The organism is Halobacteriovorax sp. ZH5_bin.2 (genome assembly GCF_043196375.1).
In the GTDB taxonomy this organism is placed as follows: Bacteria; Bdellovibrionota; Bacteriovoracia; order Bacteriovoracales; family Bacteriovoracaceae; genus Halobacteriovorax_A.
Window position 1 is genome coordinate 269,693 of record NZ_JBEBMJ010000003.1, and the last position, 16,749, is coordinate 286,441.

General features: G+C 36.5%; 15 protein-coding genes. 9 read left to right on the forward strand and 6 right to left on the reverse strand.

Annotated elements, in window-relative coordinates; genetic code table 11:
• The gene (locus tag ABMA76_RS09770; RefSeq protein ID WP_392910098.1) at positions 1-1,509 is read right to left on the reverse strand and encodes a leucyl aminopeptidase; all 1,509 of its coding nucleotides are present in this window, start codon (positions 1,507-1,509) and stop codon (positions 1-3) included.
• Between the two features lie 101 nt (positions 1,510-1,610).
• Between ABMA76_RS09770 and ABMA76_RS09775 the strand changes: the two genes are divergently transcribed.
• Positions 1,611-2,792 (forward strand): LptF/LptG family permease, encoded by a 1,182-nt coding sequence (locus tag ABMA76_RS09775; RefSeq protein ID WP_392910100.1) that lies wholly within the window; start codon positions 1,611-1,613, stop codon positions 2,790-2,792.
• Here the strand turns inward: ABMA76_RS09775 and ABMA76_RS09780 are convergent.
• From ABMA76_RS09780 to ABMA76_RS09790, 3 genes are all read right to left on the reverse strand, one after another.
• Positions 2,789-3,886, reverse strand: coding sequence for a RodZ domain-containing protein (locus ABMA76_RS09780; RefSeq protein WP_393061478.1), 1,098 nt, complete (start codon positions 3,884-3,886; stop codon positions 2,789-2,791). The two genes, ABMA76_RS09775 and ABMA76_RS09780, sit on opposite strands and share 4 nt — an antisense overlap.
• Positions 3,887-3,906: 20 nt before the next feature.
• On the reverse strand, positions 3,907-4,710 hold the full coding sequence (locus ABMA76_RS09785; RefSeq protein ID WP_393061480.1) for a tetratricopeptide repeat protein: 804 nt from the start codon (positions 4,708-4,710) through the stop codon (positions 3,907-3,909).
• Positions 4,711-4,807: 97 nt separating this feature from the next.
• Positions 4,808-5,956, reverse strand: a complete 1,149-nt coding sequence (locus tag ABMA76_RS09790) for a class I SAM-dependent RNA methyltransferase (protein WP_392910106.1) — start codon at positions 5,954-5,956, stop codon at positions 4,808-4,810.
• A 65-nt stretch (positions 5,957-6,021) separates the two neighbouring features.
• Here ABMA76_RS09790 and ABMA76_RS09795 point away from each other — a divergent pair, with 65 nt between their 5' ends.
• The 5 genes from ABMA76_RS09795 to ABMA76_RS09815 all read left to right on the forward strand — a co-directional run bounded on the left by ABMA76_RS09795 (position 6,022) and on the right by ABMA76_RS09815 (position 12,263).
• Entirely contained in the window at positions 6,022-7,752 is a 1,731-nt protein-coding gene (locus tag ABMA76_RS09795) for a TrkH family potassium uptake protein (protein ID WP_392910108.1), read from the forward strand.
• A 20-nt stretch (positions 7,753-7,772) separates the two neighbouring features.
• The gene (locus ABMA76_RS09800) at positions 7,773-8,468 is read left to right on the forward strand and encodes a TrkA family potassium uptake protein (protein ID WP_021266154.1); all 696 of its coding nucleotides are present in this window, start codon (positions 7,773-7,775) and stop codon (positions 8,466-8,468) included.
• 30 nt (positions 8,469-8,498) lie between these two features.
• Positions 8,499-9,731, forward strand: coding sequence for a HAMP domain-containing protein (locus ABMA76_RS09805; protein WP_392910110.1), 1,233 nt, complete (start codon positions 8,499-8,501; stop codon positions 9,729-9,731).
• Between the two features lie 88 nt (positions 9,732-9,819).
• The gene (gene lepA, locus ABMA76_RS09810) at positions 9,820-11,643 is read left to right on the forward strand and encodes a translation elongation factor 4 (RefSeq protein WP_392910112.1); all 1,824 of its coding nucleotides are present in this window, start codon (positions 9,820-9,822) and stop codon (positions 11,641-11,643) included.
• A 2-nt stretch (positions 11,644-11,645) separates the two neighbouring features.
• Positions 11,646-12,263: a hypothetical protein gene (locus ABMA76_RS09815; RefSeq protein WP_392910114.1), complete on the forward strand. Its 618-nt coding sequence runs from the start codon at positions 11,646-11,648 to the stop codon at positions 12,261-12,263.
• On the opposite strand, the gene ABMA76_RS09820 is transcribed toward ABMA76_RS09815, so the two are convergent.
• Both ABMA76_RS09820 and ABMA76_RS09825 read right to left on the reverse strand, forming a co-directional pair.
• Positions 12,260-13,195: a hypothetical protein gene (locus tag ABMA76_RS09820; protein WP_392910116.1), complete on the reverse strand. Its 936-nt coding sequence runs from the start codon at positions 13,193-13,195 to the stop codon at positions 12,260-12,262. The genes ABMA76_RS09815 and ABMA76_RS09820 overlap by 4 nt on opposite strands.
• Before the next feature lie 63 nt (positions 13,196-13,258).
• Entirely contained in the window at positions 13,259-14,251 is a 993-nt protein-coding gene (locus ABMA76_RS09825; RefSeq protein ID WP_392910118.1) for a lysylphosphatidylglycerol synthase transmembrane domain-containing protein, read from the reverse strand.
• An 80-nt stretch (positions 14,252-14,331) separates the two neighbouring features.
• Between ABMA76_RS09825 and ABMA76_RS09830 the strand changes: the two genes are divergently transcribed.
• The 3 genes from ABMA76_RS09830 (at position 14,332) to ABMA76_RS09840 (ending at position 16,730) form a co-directional block, all read left to right on the forward strand.
• Positions 14,332-15,645, forward strand: a complete 1,314-nt coding sequence (locus tag ABMA76_RS09830) for a UDP-glucose dehydrogenase family protein (RefSeq protein ID WP_392910120.1) — start codon at positions 14,332-14,334, stop codon at positions 15,643-15,645.
• A complete protein-coding gene (locus tag ABMA76_RS09835; protein ID WP_392910122.1) occupies positions 15,645-16,451 on the forward strand; it encodes a nitrilase-related carbon-nitrogen hydrolase in 807 nt (268 codons plus the stop codon). The genes ABMA76_RS09830 and ABMA76_RS09835 overlap by 1 nt, the downstream gene beginning before the upstream one ends.
• 96 nt (positions 16,452-16,547) lie before the next feature.
• Positions 16,548-16,730 carry a hypothetical protein gene (locus ABMA76_RS09840; RefSeq protein WP_392857462.1) on the forward strand — a complete coding sequence of 61 codons (183 nt, stop codon included), beginning with the start codon at positions 16,548-16,550 and terminating at the stop codon, positions 16,728-16,730.
• The last annotated feature ends 19 nt before the right edge of the window (positions 16,731-16,749 follow it).

The window sequence follows — 16,749 nt, forward strand, 5'->3', positions numbered from 1 at the left end:
TTAGTTTTGCTTTAAGTACTCGACAAGAGATCTAATCACAGTTCCTGAAGCACCTTTTGGTGGACAGTATGGAAGGTGAGATTGAGAGTCACCAACACCTGCGATATCAAGGTGTGCCCAAGCAATGTCATTCTTAATGAATTCTTGTAGGAATGCAGCAGCTTTAGCTGTTCCACCCCAACGTGAACCACCGATATTCTTAAGGTCTGAAATAGTACCTTTCATATCTTTTTGCCACTCAGGGATAATTGGAAGTTCCCACATATACTCATCTGCTGAATCAGCAGCCTTAAGAAGGCTAGAAGCAAGTTTCTTGTCATTAGACATAAGACCACAAACTTCAGTTCCAAGTGCCATTAGACATGCTCCTGTAAGAGTTGCAGCGTCGATGATTGCATCTGGTTTTTGATCACAAGCATAGTCTAGACAGTCTGCAAGAACTAAACGTCCTTCAGCATCAGTGTTTAAAATTTCAACTGTTTTACCATTTCTAGCTTTTACAATTGAGTCTGGCATTGTTGCTTTAGAGTTAACAGCGTTATCAGTCATACCTAGGATACAAGTGATCTTAACAGGAAGTTTCATTTTAGCAGCAGCTCTAAATGCAGCGTATACAGTTGCAGAACCGGCCATATCAAACTTCATATTCATCATTGACCCACCTGGCTTCAGTGAATATCCACCAGTATCAAAAACAAGTCCCTTTCCTACGAAAGCGATGTGCTTAGTATTCTTAGTTGCTTTTGAGGGAGTGTAAGTTAGGTGAACTAGTTGAGCATCAAATGCAGAACCGTCGTTAACAGATAGGAAAAGATCCATTTTTTCTTTCTTAAGTTCTTTTCTACCCATGATCTTACACTTAACACCGGCCATACCTTCAACGTCTTTCTTAACACGCTTAGCGTATTCAGTTGAACGTAGAACGTTTGGTGGCTCGTTTACGAAGTCACGTGCAACGTTTACAGACTCTGCAACGATTTGCGCGTTTTTGATAGCTTTATCAAAGTCTTTCTTTTTAGCTGCTTTTTCCGCAGTATCGATGATTACTTCTTTAAGCTTTGCTGGCTTTGAGTCTGAAAGGTACTTATCAAACTTATATGCAGTCATTTCGAAAGCTTCAACTAGAACAGCTAGAGACTCTTCTTTCTTTGACTTGTAAGTGAAAGTATCAAAAGCTACAGCTACTTTCTTGTACTTAGAAACAGCTTTATAAGCTTTTGCTAGCTCTTTTCTAATATCTTCAGTTGTAACTTTAGTCTTATCACCAAGACCAACAACTAGAACGTCACTTCCGTAGTGGTTGAAAGAGTAAGTTGTTCCTTTCGCACCAGTGTAGTCTTCTGAGCTGCTCATTGATTCAAAAGTAGCCTTAAGCTCTTTTGGCCAACCTGTAAGTGCTACGGTTGCAACTTCTTTTTTACCTTTTTTTGTCATTGTCGAGTAAGCACCGATTACATAGCAATCAGCACTTGAACTTTCTTTAGAATTTAAATTCAAAGTGAATTTCATATTTGCTCCTTAAAAGGGGGTTTCAAAGTGATTTAAGAGGGTATAAACTAACAGTAAGTATACAAAAAGACAAAGTATGACAAAAGTCGGCAAGGGTTTTCATGGACGCAGTCAAAAAGATTAAAGATTTAATCCCAACGAAGATATTTCAAAGATACCTTGCGTCAAATTTTATCGTACCCTTTGCGATGAGTCTTACATTCTTTGTTGCCTTCCTCTTAACGACACAACTCTTCAAATTCATGAGGCTTGTGACGAAAAAAGGTGTAGGAATTTTGCAATTCCTAGAAATACTTGGCCATATTTCAATTAGTTTCATCCCAATGGCGACTCCACTGTCGATTCTCTTTGCTATGATTTATACACTAAATAAATTAAGTGAAGACTCTGAAATTGTTGCTCTAAGGGCCATGGGAATCAATAAGCATCGAATCTTTTCTCCTTTTTTTATTATTTCAATTCTAATTGCTGCTTCGGTTGTATCTCTGAATACGAATATGATCCCGACATCTAAGAAGATTTTTAGAAATACTTTTAAGCAACTTGGTTCAAAGGGAATCCTTACGGACATTAAAAAGGAACAATTCTTTACTGAAATTCCTGGAGTCATTCTATTTGCTGAAGATGTAAAAGATGAAGGGAAAGTACTAGAAAATGTATTCTTAAGGATCTCATCAAAAGATAATGTTGATAAAGTGATTATGGCCAAAAGAGGAGTTCTAAATAAGCCGAAAGTAGATGGAGACTCAGTTGGCCTCAATATTCGATTCGACTTCTTTAATGGCAGTATCATTTCAATTGATAAAGAAGGCCATGAGATAGAAAAAATTCTTTTTGAAACATATGAGTATCCAATAGTTACCAGTCAGAGCTTTTCAACTGTTAACAAGGCCAGCATGATGTCATCTAATGAACTGAGAAGGCATATTAGGAAATTGAATGGCCAGCTTAAGAAAGCTAAGACGAAAAGAATCAAAGATAATCTTGAAGATGATATAAGAAAGGGGAGCATTGAGTATTGGGGACGTTATACGATTCCAATTCAATGTGTTATTTTTGCTCTTCTAGGTTTTGTCTTCGGTGTAAAAAAGGGACGTGGTGCAACTCGAAATACAAGTGCTCTGGCCCTTCTTGTGACGATTATCTACTACGCACTTTATTTCTCAGGGGTTTCCTTGGCCAAGAAAAATAATGTTCCAATCCCTCTAGTCCTGTTCTTACCAGCGGTAATCACAGGAGCTATCGGAATTAGTTATTATAAAAAGTTAGATTGGAATTCTTAGTTTTGAGAATTTTCTTTTTCTTCTAAGTATTGCTTAGAAGTTTGGACACCACCGTTTTTGTCAAAAATAAAAAGCGGTAGTTTATGATCTTTTGCGATCTCTACAGGAAAAACTAAACTTTTAACACCTGAACGTGAAGACATTCCAAGTAATTCACCATTATAGAAAACATTTAAGGCATCGATATTTCCAAGACGAAGTAGAACTTGGTCTCCCTTGATTAGTAGGTAGCGTCCTTCTTTTAGAGTGAACTTCTTAATTGGGTCATTATCACTTTGATAAACAATCCAAGAGTCACCAGTCATTGCTTTAAGGAAAATATTTTGTTTACCTTCTTCAAAAGCTGCTCTGATATTAGCAGGGATGATTTCATTTTTCTCTTCTTCAGAAATATCTTTGAAAGCAAAGAGAGGAGAAGGTAGGTTGTAGAAGTTAAGTTCTTTTTCCTTTTCTTCCGCTGGTTTTTCTTCTTTCTTTGTCTCAACTACTACTTCAGGCTTCTTTTCTTCAACCACTTGAGTTGGAGTTTCTTCGGCCACAACTTCTTCTGTCGTTTCTTCCTCGGCCGTGTCTTGCATAGGAGTGCTTTCATCTAGCACCTGGGCCTCAACAACAACTTCCTTAGTATCTTCACCTGTGTCGACTTCTTTTGATTTATCGAGATTAATGTAAATAAAGATACCAATTGAAAATGCTGCCACAACGCCAAGTAACTTATATTTTAATGAATCAGAAATCTGAACTTCTTGTTTTACAAGATCTTGTTTCTTTTCAACATTGGCCTGAGGGAAGTCCTCTGCTTCAAGAGGTTGAGACTTCTCGGGTGAGACTGCACCATAAAGTTCTTCAAGCTTTCTTGTTGCTTCCTCTGCATCAATGTCATAAGTTTTAGCGAGTGTTTTAACAAACCCTCTTACGTATGCAATATTGGGAAGCCTTTCAATATCATCCGCTTCAAGTGCTGATAGGTTTGTGAGATTGATTCTTGTATGTCTGCTTACTGCTTCGATACTTAAATCTTTTTTATCTCTAGCCTTTTGTAGGTACTTACCTAGAGATAGGTTTGGGGCTTCTTTTGCAACTTCCTGTTCCATTATTACGCCTTTTTAATTATTTATAAATTATCAGTTTCAAATTTGTTCGAATAATATACGTTCTTCATTAGGTTATTTTTTATTACTAAACTTCTTTTTGCATAATCAGTTCTTGGGAACTGTTCAATGATCTGATTGTAAAGTGGTAGCGCCTTTTTACTTTCTCCAAGAGAGCGATAAATTTCTGCAAGTTCAAATTTAGGTGCAATCTCTTTTTTACACTCACCACTTGTTGCAATATTTAAATTTTTAATGGCATCTTTAATATTTCCATCTTTCTTATAAATCATGGCCAATTGAAAAGGCGCCGGACAATAATCTAAAGTGTAGCCTGTTACTTGTTGAAGATATTTGATTGCCGCATCTTTATTTCCTCTCTTTAGTTCAATTAGAGATAGGTTGTACTTTACTCGGTAGTTGTAGCGATAGATAAGATCTTTAAGAACAACTTTGTACTGCTCTTCGGCCTTATTGTAGTCACCTTCCTTGAAGTAAATCGAAGCGAGATTATTTCTGGCATCAGAGTTCTTATTATCAACCTTGATTGCTTGCTTGAAATAGAACTTAGCTTTTTCAGGTCTGTTTTTGAAATAATAAGCAAGTCCAAGATTGTTTAGCGTCTTTGTATCATTCGGCTTTAATTGATTAGCATTCTCTAAAGCCTCAAGTGCTTGAGAGTAATCCTTATCAATCATCTTTTGAGTTCCATATATATAGAAAAGTTCTGCTTTTTTCAACTGCTCCGTTTTCTGACTTGAAGAACAAGAAGTTGTCATGATTCCAATTAATGTTGCAAATAGAAAAGTAACTGTAGTTCGTTTCATCATTTCACCAAAAACGTTAGATTAAAAAGAGAATATACTCTTTAATTGTAATGGCTTTCAGCGCCCATTACAATGTTAATCTAAGAGCTTACAATCGTTACCTATGTTTAAAGAAGATAACTGATTCAAAGTGTCGGGTACCTGGGAAGAAGTCGAACATGTGCGCTTCTTCAATGATGTAATCATTAAGAATCTTATGAGTATCTCGGGCCAGTGTTTGATTGTTACAGCTTACATACACGATATATTTTGGATTAAGTACTTTAGTAAAATCGTCAATATTTTTCAGGCCACTGCGAGGTGGATCTATAACAAGTAGATCAATATCTTTTATATTGAAGGCTTCAAGTTTACTAATGGCCGATTGATGATAAATATCGAGCTCGCTATACTCTTGATACTCCTTATTTTGTAACTTGATATATTTTGTCGGAGTTGCATCCATAACAATCGTTCGATGAGAAAGGGACTTTGTAATATTCCCATTTCCGCCAAAAAGGTCGACTGTTGTTGAGGTGCCATTTGTGACACTTTTCATTTTTTCATTAACTAGATTTAATAAAAGCTCATTCATTGGTGGATTTACTTGTAGAAATCCCTCCGCAGAGTAATAAGAGTCAAAAGTTTTTAAGATCTTTCCATCGCGCTGGAATAGCTCAATATGCCCTTTTGTCTTTTTAGCTTCACCTTGCCAATTGTCATGCAAGTTAGCTAGCTCCCGATTGATATCATCATTGGCCATTAAACAATTTTTAATTGAAGTGATTTTTGAATTAGAGTCATTAAAGAACCCAAGTGAGTTATCCTTCTTATTGTAATGAAGCTGAATACGATTTCGATAATGGTAGCGATCACTTGCTTTATGGATAATAAGTTCATCACTCAAATCAATCTTGAATTGTCGATTGAAATTATCGAGATAAGCTTTCTTCTTGAATTCAATTTCATTCTCATAGCTTGTGTGCAGGAAGTGGCAACCTCCGCATTCACTATAATAAGGGCATTCAGAATCAGTACGTAATTGGGACTTCTTAGTTAACTCAGTTAAGCTTGCAAATTGAATGCTTTTCTTAGACTTGTAGACAAGGGCCTTTCCTTCTTCTCCAGGTAAAGTTTTTTGGATAAAGGTAATTCCATTTAATTTTGAAACGCCTTGACCAAGAGAGTCGAGGTGTTCGACTTTGAAGTCGACGGGGAAGTTTTTTTGAAACTTGATCTCTTTGTTTGGTTTCTTCTTTTTAGTCATAGGAAAATATGTCTCAATCTGCTATAAGTATCAACTTAGCTAAATTAGTAATATTATTAAATAATATGGCATCATTATTACAAAAATTGTCATTCCTGTTTGAACTTTTTTTCAACGGTAGTTTTATCCTCTTATTCACTCTCTATGATAATAAGAAGATTCCTGCCAGTTGGAATCAAAAGTTTATCGTGAATACCCTAGACTTAATGGTTTGGGTAGTACCAATTGCCATTGCTTTAACAGTTATTAAGAACATGATTGAAGCAAAAAATGGTGAAGACTTTTTCCGTCGTTATTCATTTTCGTTACTTGTCTTTATCCCAACGCTTATTACTTGGGGTGACTTAAAGTTCACTTATCTATTAGCGAGCGCTCACTTACTCTCAACAATTTTATCTTTATATGACGATGGGGGAGAGACAACTAATCGGGAATATAAGAATCGATTTGATACGCTCTTTAGTAAAATAAAATTAACTTCTGCTCAGCTTGTACTCTTCACATTTGGTGGGGTTATCTTAGCTGGAACATTATTACTTATGCTTCCTCTATCTGCTGCGGATGGAGTTAGTATTAGCTTTGTGGATGCTCTCTTTACCGCAACCTCCGCAACATGTGTAACCGGCCTATCTACTCTTGGAACAAATACAAGCTTTAGTATTGTTGGCCAACTTGTTATTTTAGGATTGATTCAAATTGGTGGACTTTCCATCATGACTTTATATTCTTCGATGGCCATCGTTCTTGGTCGATCAATGAAGATGAAAGATCGTATTATCATGCAAGACCTTCTCGATGTTTCGTCACTTGAAGAACTCTTTGCCATGATTATCAATATTGTTAAGTACACTTTCATTATTGAACTTTGGGGTGCAATCATTCTAACGATTGGCTTCACATTTGAAGGCTTTGAATTTGGTCAGGCGATGTACTACGGATTCTTCCATAGTGTTTCTGCTTTTTGTAACGCAGGTTTTGCTCTTTTTGATAACTCTCTTGAAAACTATGCAACCAATCCACTCATTCACGGAACGATTGCCATTCTGATCTCTCTTGGTGGGATTGGCTTTATTGCTCTTAAGGAATTAAAGGAAGTTGTCACAAGAGAAAAGACCATCGTTCGACTGGGAATGCACACTAAAGTTGTTCTCATTACTTCACTGGCTTTAACTGTCGGTGGAGCAATCTTTATTTTCTTTGGAGAGTTCCTAGGTGCTCTTGATGGATATAATTTATGGGAGAAAATCCAAATATCTGTCTTTCAGTCAATTACTTTAAGAACGGCCGGGTTTAATACCATCCCACTGACAAATCTCCACTCATATACGATTTATATGATGGCCATGTTTATGTTCATTGGTGGATCTCCTGGTTCGACGGCCGGTGGGGTAAAGACAACAACTCTGGCAATTCTAGTTCAATCTATTATTTCAACACTTAAAGGTGATAAGAACGTTATGATGTTTGATCGTAAGATCGCAGGCCCAGTTGTTGTTAAGGCAACGGCACTAATGTTTATCTCTATCGTTGTTTCAACATCATTTATTTTTGTCATGATGAAAATAGAACCAAACCAAAACTTCCTGCCACTCTTCTTTGAAGTACTGAGTGCTGGGGGTACAGTTGGGCTTACACTTGGAGTTACCCCATTTTTAACTGTCGCAGGAAAGATCGCAATTTCGATGCTAATGCTTATTGGACGTATTGGGCCTCTCACATTAATCTTAGCGATTGGTGAGAGACAGAAATACTCAGGTAAATTAGACTATCCTGACGGACGAATAATGATTGGTTAAAATTAAATAAAGGATTTTATATGCTAGTTGCTGTTATCGGGCTAGGGACATTTGGAGCAAAAACTGCGGTAGGACTTTTTGAAAAAGGTGCCGAGGTAATTGCTATTGATAAGAATGATGAGCTCGTTGATAAAATTAAAGACCGTACTACTCACGCTGTTGCCCTTGATGTAACAGATGAGAGATCTCTTCGATCAGTAAATATTTCTGACGTCGATACGGCAGTTGTGGCCATCGGGGATAATATTCAAATGTCGATTATGGCCGTAACAATGCTTAGAAAGCTTGGGGTTGGTCGTGTTATTGCCCGAGCTACCTCTAAACTTCACGAGCACGTTTTACATGAAATTGGTGCTTCTGAAATCATTAAAGTTGAAGAGGAGATGGGGGAAATCGTTGCTTCTAAGATCATCGCTCCACACGTTCTTCAGCGCTACAACTTTGCAGCTGGTTATTCAATTGTCGAATTAAAGCTTGGGAAGAAGTTTGAGGGTAAAACCCTTGTCGAGAGTAAGATTCGCCAAAACTATTCACTTAATATTGTTGCCCTTCAAAAGAAGGTTCCATATATCACTGAAGACGGTAAGTCCGCTTATCGTATGGAGATTAATGATTGTCCGATGCCGATGGATATTATCGAATCAGATGACATCGTTGTTCTTGTCGGAAGTGAGAAAAACTTTAATAAACTTTTTGCTGATCTTGAGGATGCATAAGTCTTTAATGTCGCATAAAGGGGAAGTATTTTGAATTTATCACTAAGAAATCGAGTCGCGTGGAGTTTTTCATTTGCAGCAGCAGTTGTAATCCTTCTTGCGTTCATCGTTTTTTATCATTTAAATAATCTCAATAAAGAAATTGAGTCCATCACAGATCGTTCTAATAAAGTAACTCTTATTACTGACGAAGTTAGGATTTCGGCCGTTGCGATTCTAAAGAACCAAAGAAGAATTCTAACAAAGAAACCTACTCCTGAAATGGTTGAGAGGATTCTAAATCTTTGTGAGTCATTCACATCTCAACTTCAAAGACTCGATACTCACTATGATGAGCCTGAAGTAAAAAAGATTATTGGGCAAATGCTCTCCTATACGGACTCTCTAAAAGTTATTCTAAGCAAGGCATCTTTATTTCATCGAAACAATATTGGAATGACCTCTATTGGAGAACTTGCGGATAAGATTCTTGATGCTTTCTCTGAATTTCAAGATATTCAGTATTATCAAAATGTCGAAAGAGAAGAGAAGATTAAGGGAATTATCAACGAAACAAAACGTAAGATGATGATTACTCTTATTATCGCTTTTCTATGGACAATAATTTTAGGTTTAGTTATCCCTGGAAAGATTGCGCTACCATTTAAGAAAATTAAAGATGCAATTCGCGAGCTTCAAGATTGTAACTTCGATGTTTCCATTTACTACTCCCAAGATGATGAGATTGGCGAAATTGCCCAAGAGATGAATAAGATGATTCACTCTTTTAAGAAATTCGAAGAATTACGTGCGGATAAGATCGTTGTTGAGAATAGAAAATTTGATGTACTCGCCAATATGGTTAAAAGGCCGGTTCTTTTAACAAATGCCAAGGGTGAGCTGATGTATATGAATAATCAGATTTACCAACTTCTTCAGGTTCAATCTGAGGATACAATTGGTAAGGTGATGACTGACTCAATTATTCCGCAGTGTATTATTGAGACCTATGAGCTTGCCATTAAGCGTCGTTCAAAGATTGAAAACCAGGAAATCAAAATCGCTAAGCGCGATGATTCAACTAAATCAGATAAAGAAGTTGGGGATAAGATTTCAGTAAAGGTTGATATTGAAGGTGATGAGGTTGCCGAGGAACAGGAAGAAGCCGAGGAAGTAGTTGAATATATTTATGAGGGCTACGCGTCAGTTATTCCAATTCGTGGACGCGATTCGTCACTAGATTATTACTTGATGGTAATGTCAAAAGAAGTTCAGGCATCTTAATGATTTAGGTGCCTGAAAATGCTGAAAATATAGTTATCCATTGATTTCTGTGCTATGATTCGTGGAATTTAGCGGAGTTATAGATACAATGATTGATAGGAAACTAATTCGAAATTTTTCCATTATTGCCCATATTGACCACGGAAAGTCGACACTTGCGGATCGATTAATTGAAAAAACAGGTTCAATTACTGATCGTGAGAAATCTGATCGTATTCTCGATAATATGGAACTTGAAAAAGAGCGTGGGATTACAATTAAGGCCCAAACTGTACGTTTGAATTACAAGGCCCGCGATGGACAGACTTACTACCTAAATATCATCGATACTCCGGGTCACGTTGACTTCTCGTATGAAGTATCAAGATCACTTGCTTCTTGTGATGGTGCACTGCTTGTCGTTGATGCTTCTCAAGGTGTAGAAGCACAGACTCTTGCCAATGTTTACATGGCCATTGAAAATGATCTTGAGATCATGCCTGTTTTGAACAAGATCGATCTTCCTCATGCGGATGCAGATCGTGTAAAGCAAGAAATTGAAGATGTTGTAGGAATTGAGGCACTAGATGCTGATGAAGTTTCTGCAAAGTCAGGTCTAGGGGTTGAAGATCTTCTAGAATCAATTATAGAAAAAATTCCTCACCCAAAAGGTGATCCTAATAAGGACCTACAAGGTCTAATTTTTGATTCGTGGTTTGACCCATATCAAGGTGTAATCTTCTTACTAAGAGTTGTTGAAGGTACAATTAGTAAGAAAGATATGATCTACCTTAAGAACTCTGATCAAGAGTATGAAGTTCTTAAGCTTGCTGTGAATACTCCTTTCTTTACTGAAGTAAAAGAGCTGGGTGCCGGTGAAGTAGGGATGGTAATTTGCGGTATTAAAAATATCCGTGACGTAAAAGTTGGGGATACTGTTATTAATGCCAAGAAGAAAGATACACCAAGTTTAGGTGGATACGAGGAAGTAAAGCCAATGGTTTTCTGTGGTATCTTCCCTGTTGAGTCTAACGACTATGAAGTTTTAAAAGATGCACTAGAAAAATTAGCTCTTAACGACTCTTCGTTTACATATGAGCCAGAAACTTCTCAGGCCCTAGGTTTTGGTTTCCGTTGTGGTTTCCTTGGCCTTCTTCATATGAATATTATTCAAGAAAGACTTGAGCGTGAATTTAGTTTAAATTTAATTTCAACAGCGCCTTCTGTATCTTATAAAGTAAAGATGAATGATGGTGAGATTGTTGAAGTTGATAACCCTTCAATGATGCCAGAGCCTGGTAAGTTTGAAGAGATTACTGAACCAATCGTTTCAATTTCAATTCACGTACCAAATGAGTATGTAGGTAAGATCATTCGTCTTTGTGAAGAGAAGCGCGGTATTCAAACTGATATGAAATATATTACGGAAGAGCGTGTACAAGTAACTTACGATCTTCCACTTAGTGAAATGGTTTTTGACTTCTATGATAAGTTAAAAAGTTATACTAAGGGATATGCATCAATGGACTATGACTTCAAAGGTTACGAACCTTCGAAACTAGTTAAGGTTGATGTTTTACTTAATAGTGAAAAAGTTGATGCCCTATCAATTATTTGTCACGTTGATAATGCTTATTATAAGGGACGCGATCTTGTTGGTCGTTTAAGAAAGATTATTGATCGTCAACAATTTGATATTGCCATCCAGGCCGCAATTGGTGCTAAAATTGTTGCTCGTGAAACTGTTAAGGCACTTCGTAAGAACGTACTCGCCAAGTGTTACGGTGGTGACGTTTCAAGGAAGAGAAAGCTTCTTGAAAAACAAAAAGAAGGTAAGAAGAGAATGAAGATGGTTGGATCTGTTGAGGTTCCACAGGAAGCATTCTTGGCCGTACTTGCTGTAGATGAAGACAGTAGTGGTGGGAAAAAATAAACATGGAAGAATTGAGAAGTATTTTAGATGATGCTGTAACGAAGTTTTCATCAAATGAATACTATGACAAATTAAGGTCAGCAAAAGAAGAGTACTTTAAGCTTGCTGGAAAATTATCTGAAGAAGATGAAGATTACGAATCTCGTATGAATGGTTTCGTCTATTGGTATATCACTCAACGTGACTTCGATGATAATGGGCCATTAATTAAGAAATTTGTTAATGAAATCTCAATTGAAGAAAATCAAAAAGATTCAATGTTAAGTATTAACCATTCTCTTTTTGAGTACCGTGGACAAAACCTTTTTAAAAAGCATGTCTTTAAAGACATTCTTCACAATACAAAATTTTACATTCCTAAGAATGAGTTTACATTACAGCTTGTAAAAGATGACTTATTCATTGCCCGTACAATTAGCCATGAAGGAAAGACAATGTTACTCGATGACATCTCAGTTCTTCCATATGATGCAAGAGGACCGCTAGTTAAGGAATCAAAGAAAGTTAGAAAACTTAATGATCGCAAAAGAGATATGCAATTTCTTTTAAAAATTGAGGCCCTAAAAACAAAGTGGCGCCAATACGGTCATATCGATCCTAAAAAGATTTTTGTTTTTTAAATTTTATATGAAATGGCCAAGGCGATTACAGTTCCTTCAAAATTACTATTGTCATTTGAATAGTTAAAGAACTTCATTTTGCCGTTTAATCCAAAGTTATTTTTAAAAAAATAGTCTGCTGAGAGAGTTACTTTACTACCGGAATATTCCTCTTCGTCTTCATTTTTTGCAAAAATTATATTTGAATAAATGAGATTCAGATCAAGTCTTCTAAGATGTAAGCCTAGTCCTAGAATTCCTTGGATTAGATTATTTTGACTAAATAATAGCTCGTTACTATTTAAAGAAGAGGTTTTAATAGTTTGAAAGTTCTCACTACCTAGCCCAACTAAAAAAGTTATCGTTGGATTCGTCGAAGATGATATTCTATCCAAAATTGTTAATTCGTAATCTGACAAGCTTTCATCTATTTCTTGATTGCTTCCTTCTAAAGTGATTTCACTTAGCTTAGTATAACTAGCAATAAGCTCGAGTTTATTATTATCAGAGAGATATGTTGAATATTCAATTTCAAGACTAGGTGATAAATTTACTTGGTACTTTGCTTCAAAACTTGAAAGATATGTTTGATTATAAATTCGGTTAGAGATACCAGCTTTAAAAATTAATTGGCTAGTTTGATCTTTACTCTCTTCAACATATTGAGCATTTAAAGGCTCTGCATACTTCCATGAAAGAGCAGGAGAATAAGGGTTTGTCAGATAAATTGACTGGCCGGCCCTCGGTCCTTTTGTGGAGTCGATATGTTGATTCCAGTCCTTAAGTTGAGCTGCAAAATTACTAATATGCCCATCTTTATACTTATCATATTTTTTTGCAATCTCACTCCAGCTGGTGTCTCTTTTTAATTTAATTGCTTTTGGTTCTTGTAAAAGAGCATAAGAAGTTAAATTCAATATGAATGAAAATAAAATAAATACAGATCTAAGCATTATTTCTCCGTTAAATAAATTTTATCATATAAGAATGATTATGTAAGACGAAGAAAATTTTATCTATTCATTCTCAAGCGCTTCAGCTTCTTTAAATGTATGCTTCTTTTTCCAAAGAACGTATGGAATCACACCTAGAAGATTCACTGAAATTGCTACTAAGAAGTAGAGGTTAAAGAATGAAGCTCCCTTATCTTGGCCTAGGGCCTTAAAAAGTTCTTCAAAAACAAGGTGACCAACTCCTGCTCCCGCAGGTGAGATAGGAATAGCTATTGAGATAAGGCCCACTGGAATAATACTAAAGAGCTGCTTGATTCCAATATTAACATGAAGGAATGAGTGAACTAGGCTCCAAAAAGCAGTAATAGCTAAAATGTGGACAATAACTGAAAGGCCAATAGACTTTAGGATAACAGCTCTGCTTTCTCCAATTTTCCAAAAAGTCTCAGTGATACTTGCGATCTTATCTCCAACAAATGGAAGGATTTTAATTAGCTCAATCACATGTATCTTAATTCTTACTGGCATAAAGAGCACAAGAATGAATCCAAGAGCACCAAGTAGCAACATAATATTAAATGAGATAAGTGGCTTAACCTTTGGCGATAATACAGTTAACTCTGAATAAAAATAAATCGAAGATAGTCCACCTACAATCAAGAGCCCGATGAGACCAATGATGCGATCAATAAGTGCGGTACTTAAGAGAAAGGATCTCTTTAAATTCTTGTCACAATCCCTAACGTAGAGAAGCTTTAAAAAGTCTCCCGTTACGATACCAGGAAGAAAGGTTGAAAAGAATTGTCCTATTAAATTGATTGGGTAGATCTTCTTAATATGAATTTTATCACTCTTAGTTTTAAGAAGTAGTGACCAACGAAATGCTGCAATAAATGAACTGCATACTAAAAGAGCAAACGAAATTAAGGCCCATGGCCCATTCTCCAGTACTTGTCCGATCAGACTAAGGTCAAGTTTATCAGATTTTGCAAGCCATGTGAGAATTGCTGCTGCAAAAATAACCTTGAGAATTGTCTGAATTGACGCTTTGTGCATATAGTTAAATTCCTTATTTAGGCTTAAAACTTAGCATAAAAGGTGCTAATCTAGTACCAATTTTTAAAAAGGATAAAAGCTTGAAAATTACAGTAATTGGAACGGGATACGTTGGATTAGTAAGCGGGACTTGTTTTGCGGAAATTGGTCACAAGGTAACTTGTGTCGACATTGATGAAAACAAAGTCGCCATGATGAGACGTGGTGAATCACCAATTTTTGAACCAGGACTTAATGATCTATTAAAGAGAAATATTAAGGCCGAGAGACTAGCTTTTTCAACGGGACTAGAATCAGTTAAGGATTCAAAGTCAATTTTTCTAGCAGTAGGAACTCCTTCAGGTGATGATGGAAGTGCTAACCTTACTTACTTATTTCAAGCGGCCGAAGATGTAGCAAAGAATATCTCTGATGATGCAATCATTGTTATTAAATCAACAGTACCAATCGGAACTTGTGAAAAAGTAAGAGAGATTGTTGCAAAGAATACAGATAAGAAATTTCATATCGTAAATAACCCAGAGTTTTTAAAAGAAGGTTCAGCGATTGAGGACTTCATGAGACCAGATCGCGTTGTTATTGGACACAATAATGAAAAAGCCGCTCAGGCCATGGAAGAACTTTACGAGCCATTACTAAAACAAGGTAATCCAATCTTTATGATGTCGAATTTATCGGCAGAAATGACAAAGTATGCTTCTAATTGTTTCCTTGCTACAAAAATTTCTTTCATCAATGATATTGCAAGATTATGTGACACTTTAGGTGCTGATATTAATGAAGTACGTAAAGGAATTGCAAGTGATAGAAGAATCGGTTCTCACTTCTTGTATTCAGGGCCAGGTTATGGTGGTTCTTGTTTTCCAAAAGATGTGAAGGCCTTAATTTATACGGCCAAGGAACACGGTCATTCTTTAAGAATCGTTGAAGCAACTGAAGATGTAAATGATGAGCAGAAGCTCTACATGGCAACAAAAATAAAAAGACACTTCGGAGAAGACTTAAGTGGAAAAACTTTTGCGTTCTGGGGAGTAGCATTTAAAGCTAATACTGATGATGTACGTGAGTCTCCAGCAATCTATATGGCAAAAGATCTAATCGATGCCGGTGCAAAAATTCGTTTCTTTGATCCTGAAGGTGGGCCAAACTTCATGAAAGCTGTAGGGGAAAAATACCACACATCTTTAGAAGAAGTTTCAAATAAGTACGATTGCTTAAGTGGTTGTGATGCAATGGTTACTGTGACTGAGTGGAGAGAGTTTTCAACTCCAGACTTTGCTGAAATCTCTACTCGTTTAAATGAAAAGGTAATCTTTGATGCGAGAAATCTATTTAAGACAGAAAAAGTTTTAGCAGAAGGTTTCACTTACTACGCGATTGGGAAGAAGATTTAATGAATGAATTGGTCGTCGCCAATATTCAAATTTCTTCATCACTTGATTACAAATCAAATCTAGAAAAAATTAAAACATACTTATCTCAGGCAAAAAGAGAGGGGGCCCAGGTGGCCTTCCTGCCTGAATGTTTTTATTCAATCTCTAATGGCCGCGAGCCAAGCCCGTACCTCGTGGAGTGGGACAATGAACACTTTGATAACATCAGGCAATTGGCCGTTGATTCTGGGCTCTTCCTTATTGGGGGCTCTGTTGCTTTTAAAACTGATACAGGTATTCTTAATAAGGCCATTAACTTGGATCCTCAAGGTCATGTTATTGGTAGCTACGACAAGTGCCATCTATTTTCTTGTGACATCACAACTGTAGATGAACAAGGACAACCAAAACGAAAAAAAATTAATGAAGCCGATATTTATACTGCTGGAAAAGATCCTTTAATTATTGATGTGCTTGGCTGGAAGATCGGAATCGCAATTTGCTTTGATCTTCGTTATCCAAGCTTTCTTCAATATTACTATGACAATAAAGTTGATCTTATCACCTTTGCTTCAGCATTTACTGTACCAACAGGACAGGCCCATTGGCACACTTTATTACGAGCACGTTCAATTGAGGGCCAATGCTATGTTGTGGCCAGTGCTCAATGTGGTGAAAATAATCCAGGAATTCATACCTATGGACACTCTTTAGTTATTAATCCATGGGGAGAAGTTCTTTCTGATCAAATAAATGATGAGGGACTGTCTCTTGTAAGACTCAAAAAAGAGCAAATTACTGAGACACGTTCACGAGTGATCCTATAGTCTAACTGTTTAAATTTATTGGAAATTGAGTAGAATTTGGAGGTATTTCATAATTACCTGCCGATAAGTCTATATGATTAGATTTAGGAGGCAAATATGGAATTACTAGAAATTATACTCGTGACTACAGTCATGGCATTTGCCACCAGCGGAAATATTATTCTTTCAGGATTAAGTTATTGGGAGACTGAAGATAGGGTAAGAAGGTCAATTTCTCATGCCAATGAAGACTATGGTATGCGCGAGTCTGAATTAGAAGAACACACAAAAGTTGCATAATTTAATCTTAATTAAGTTC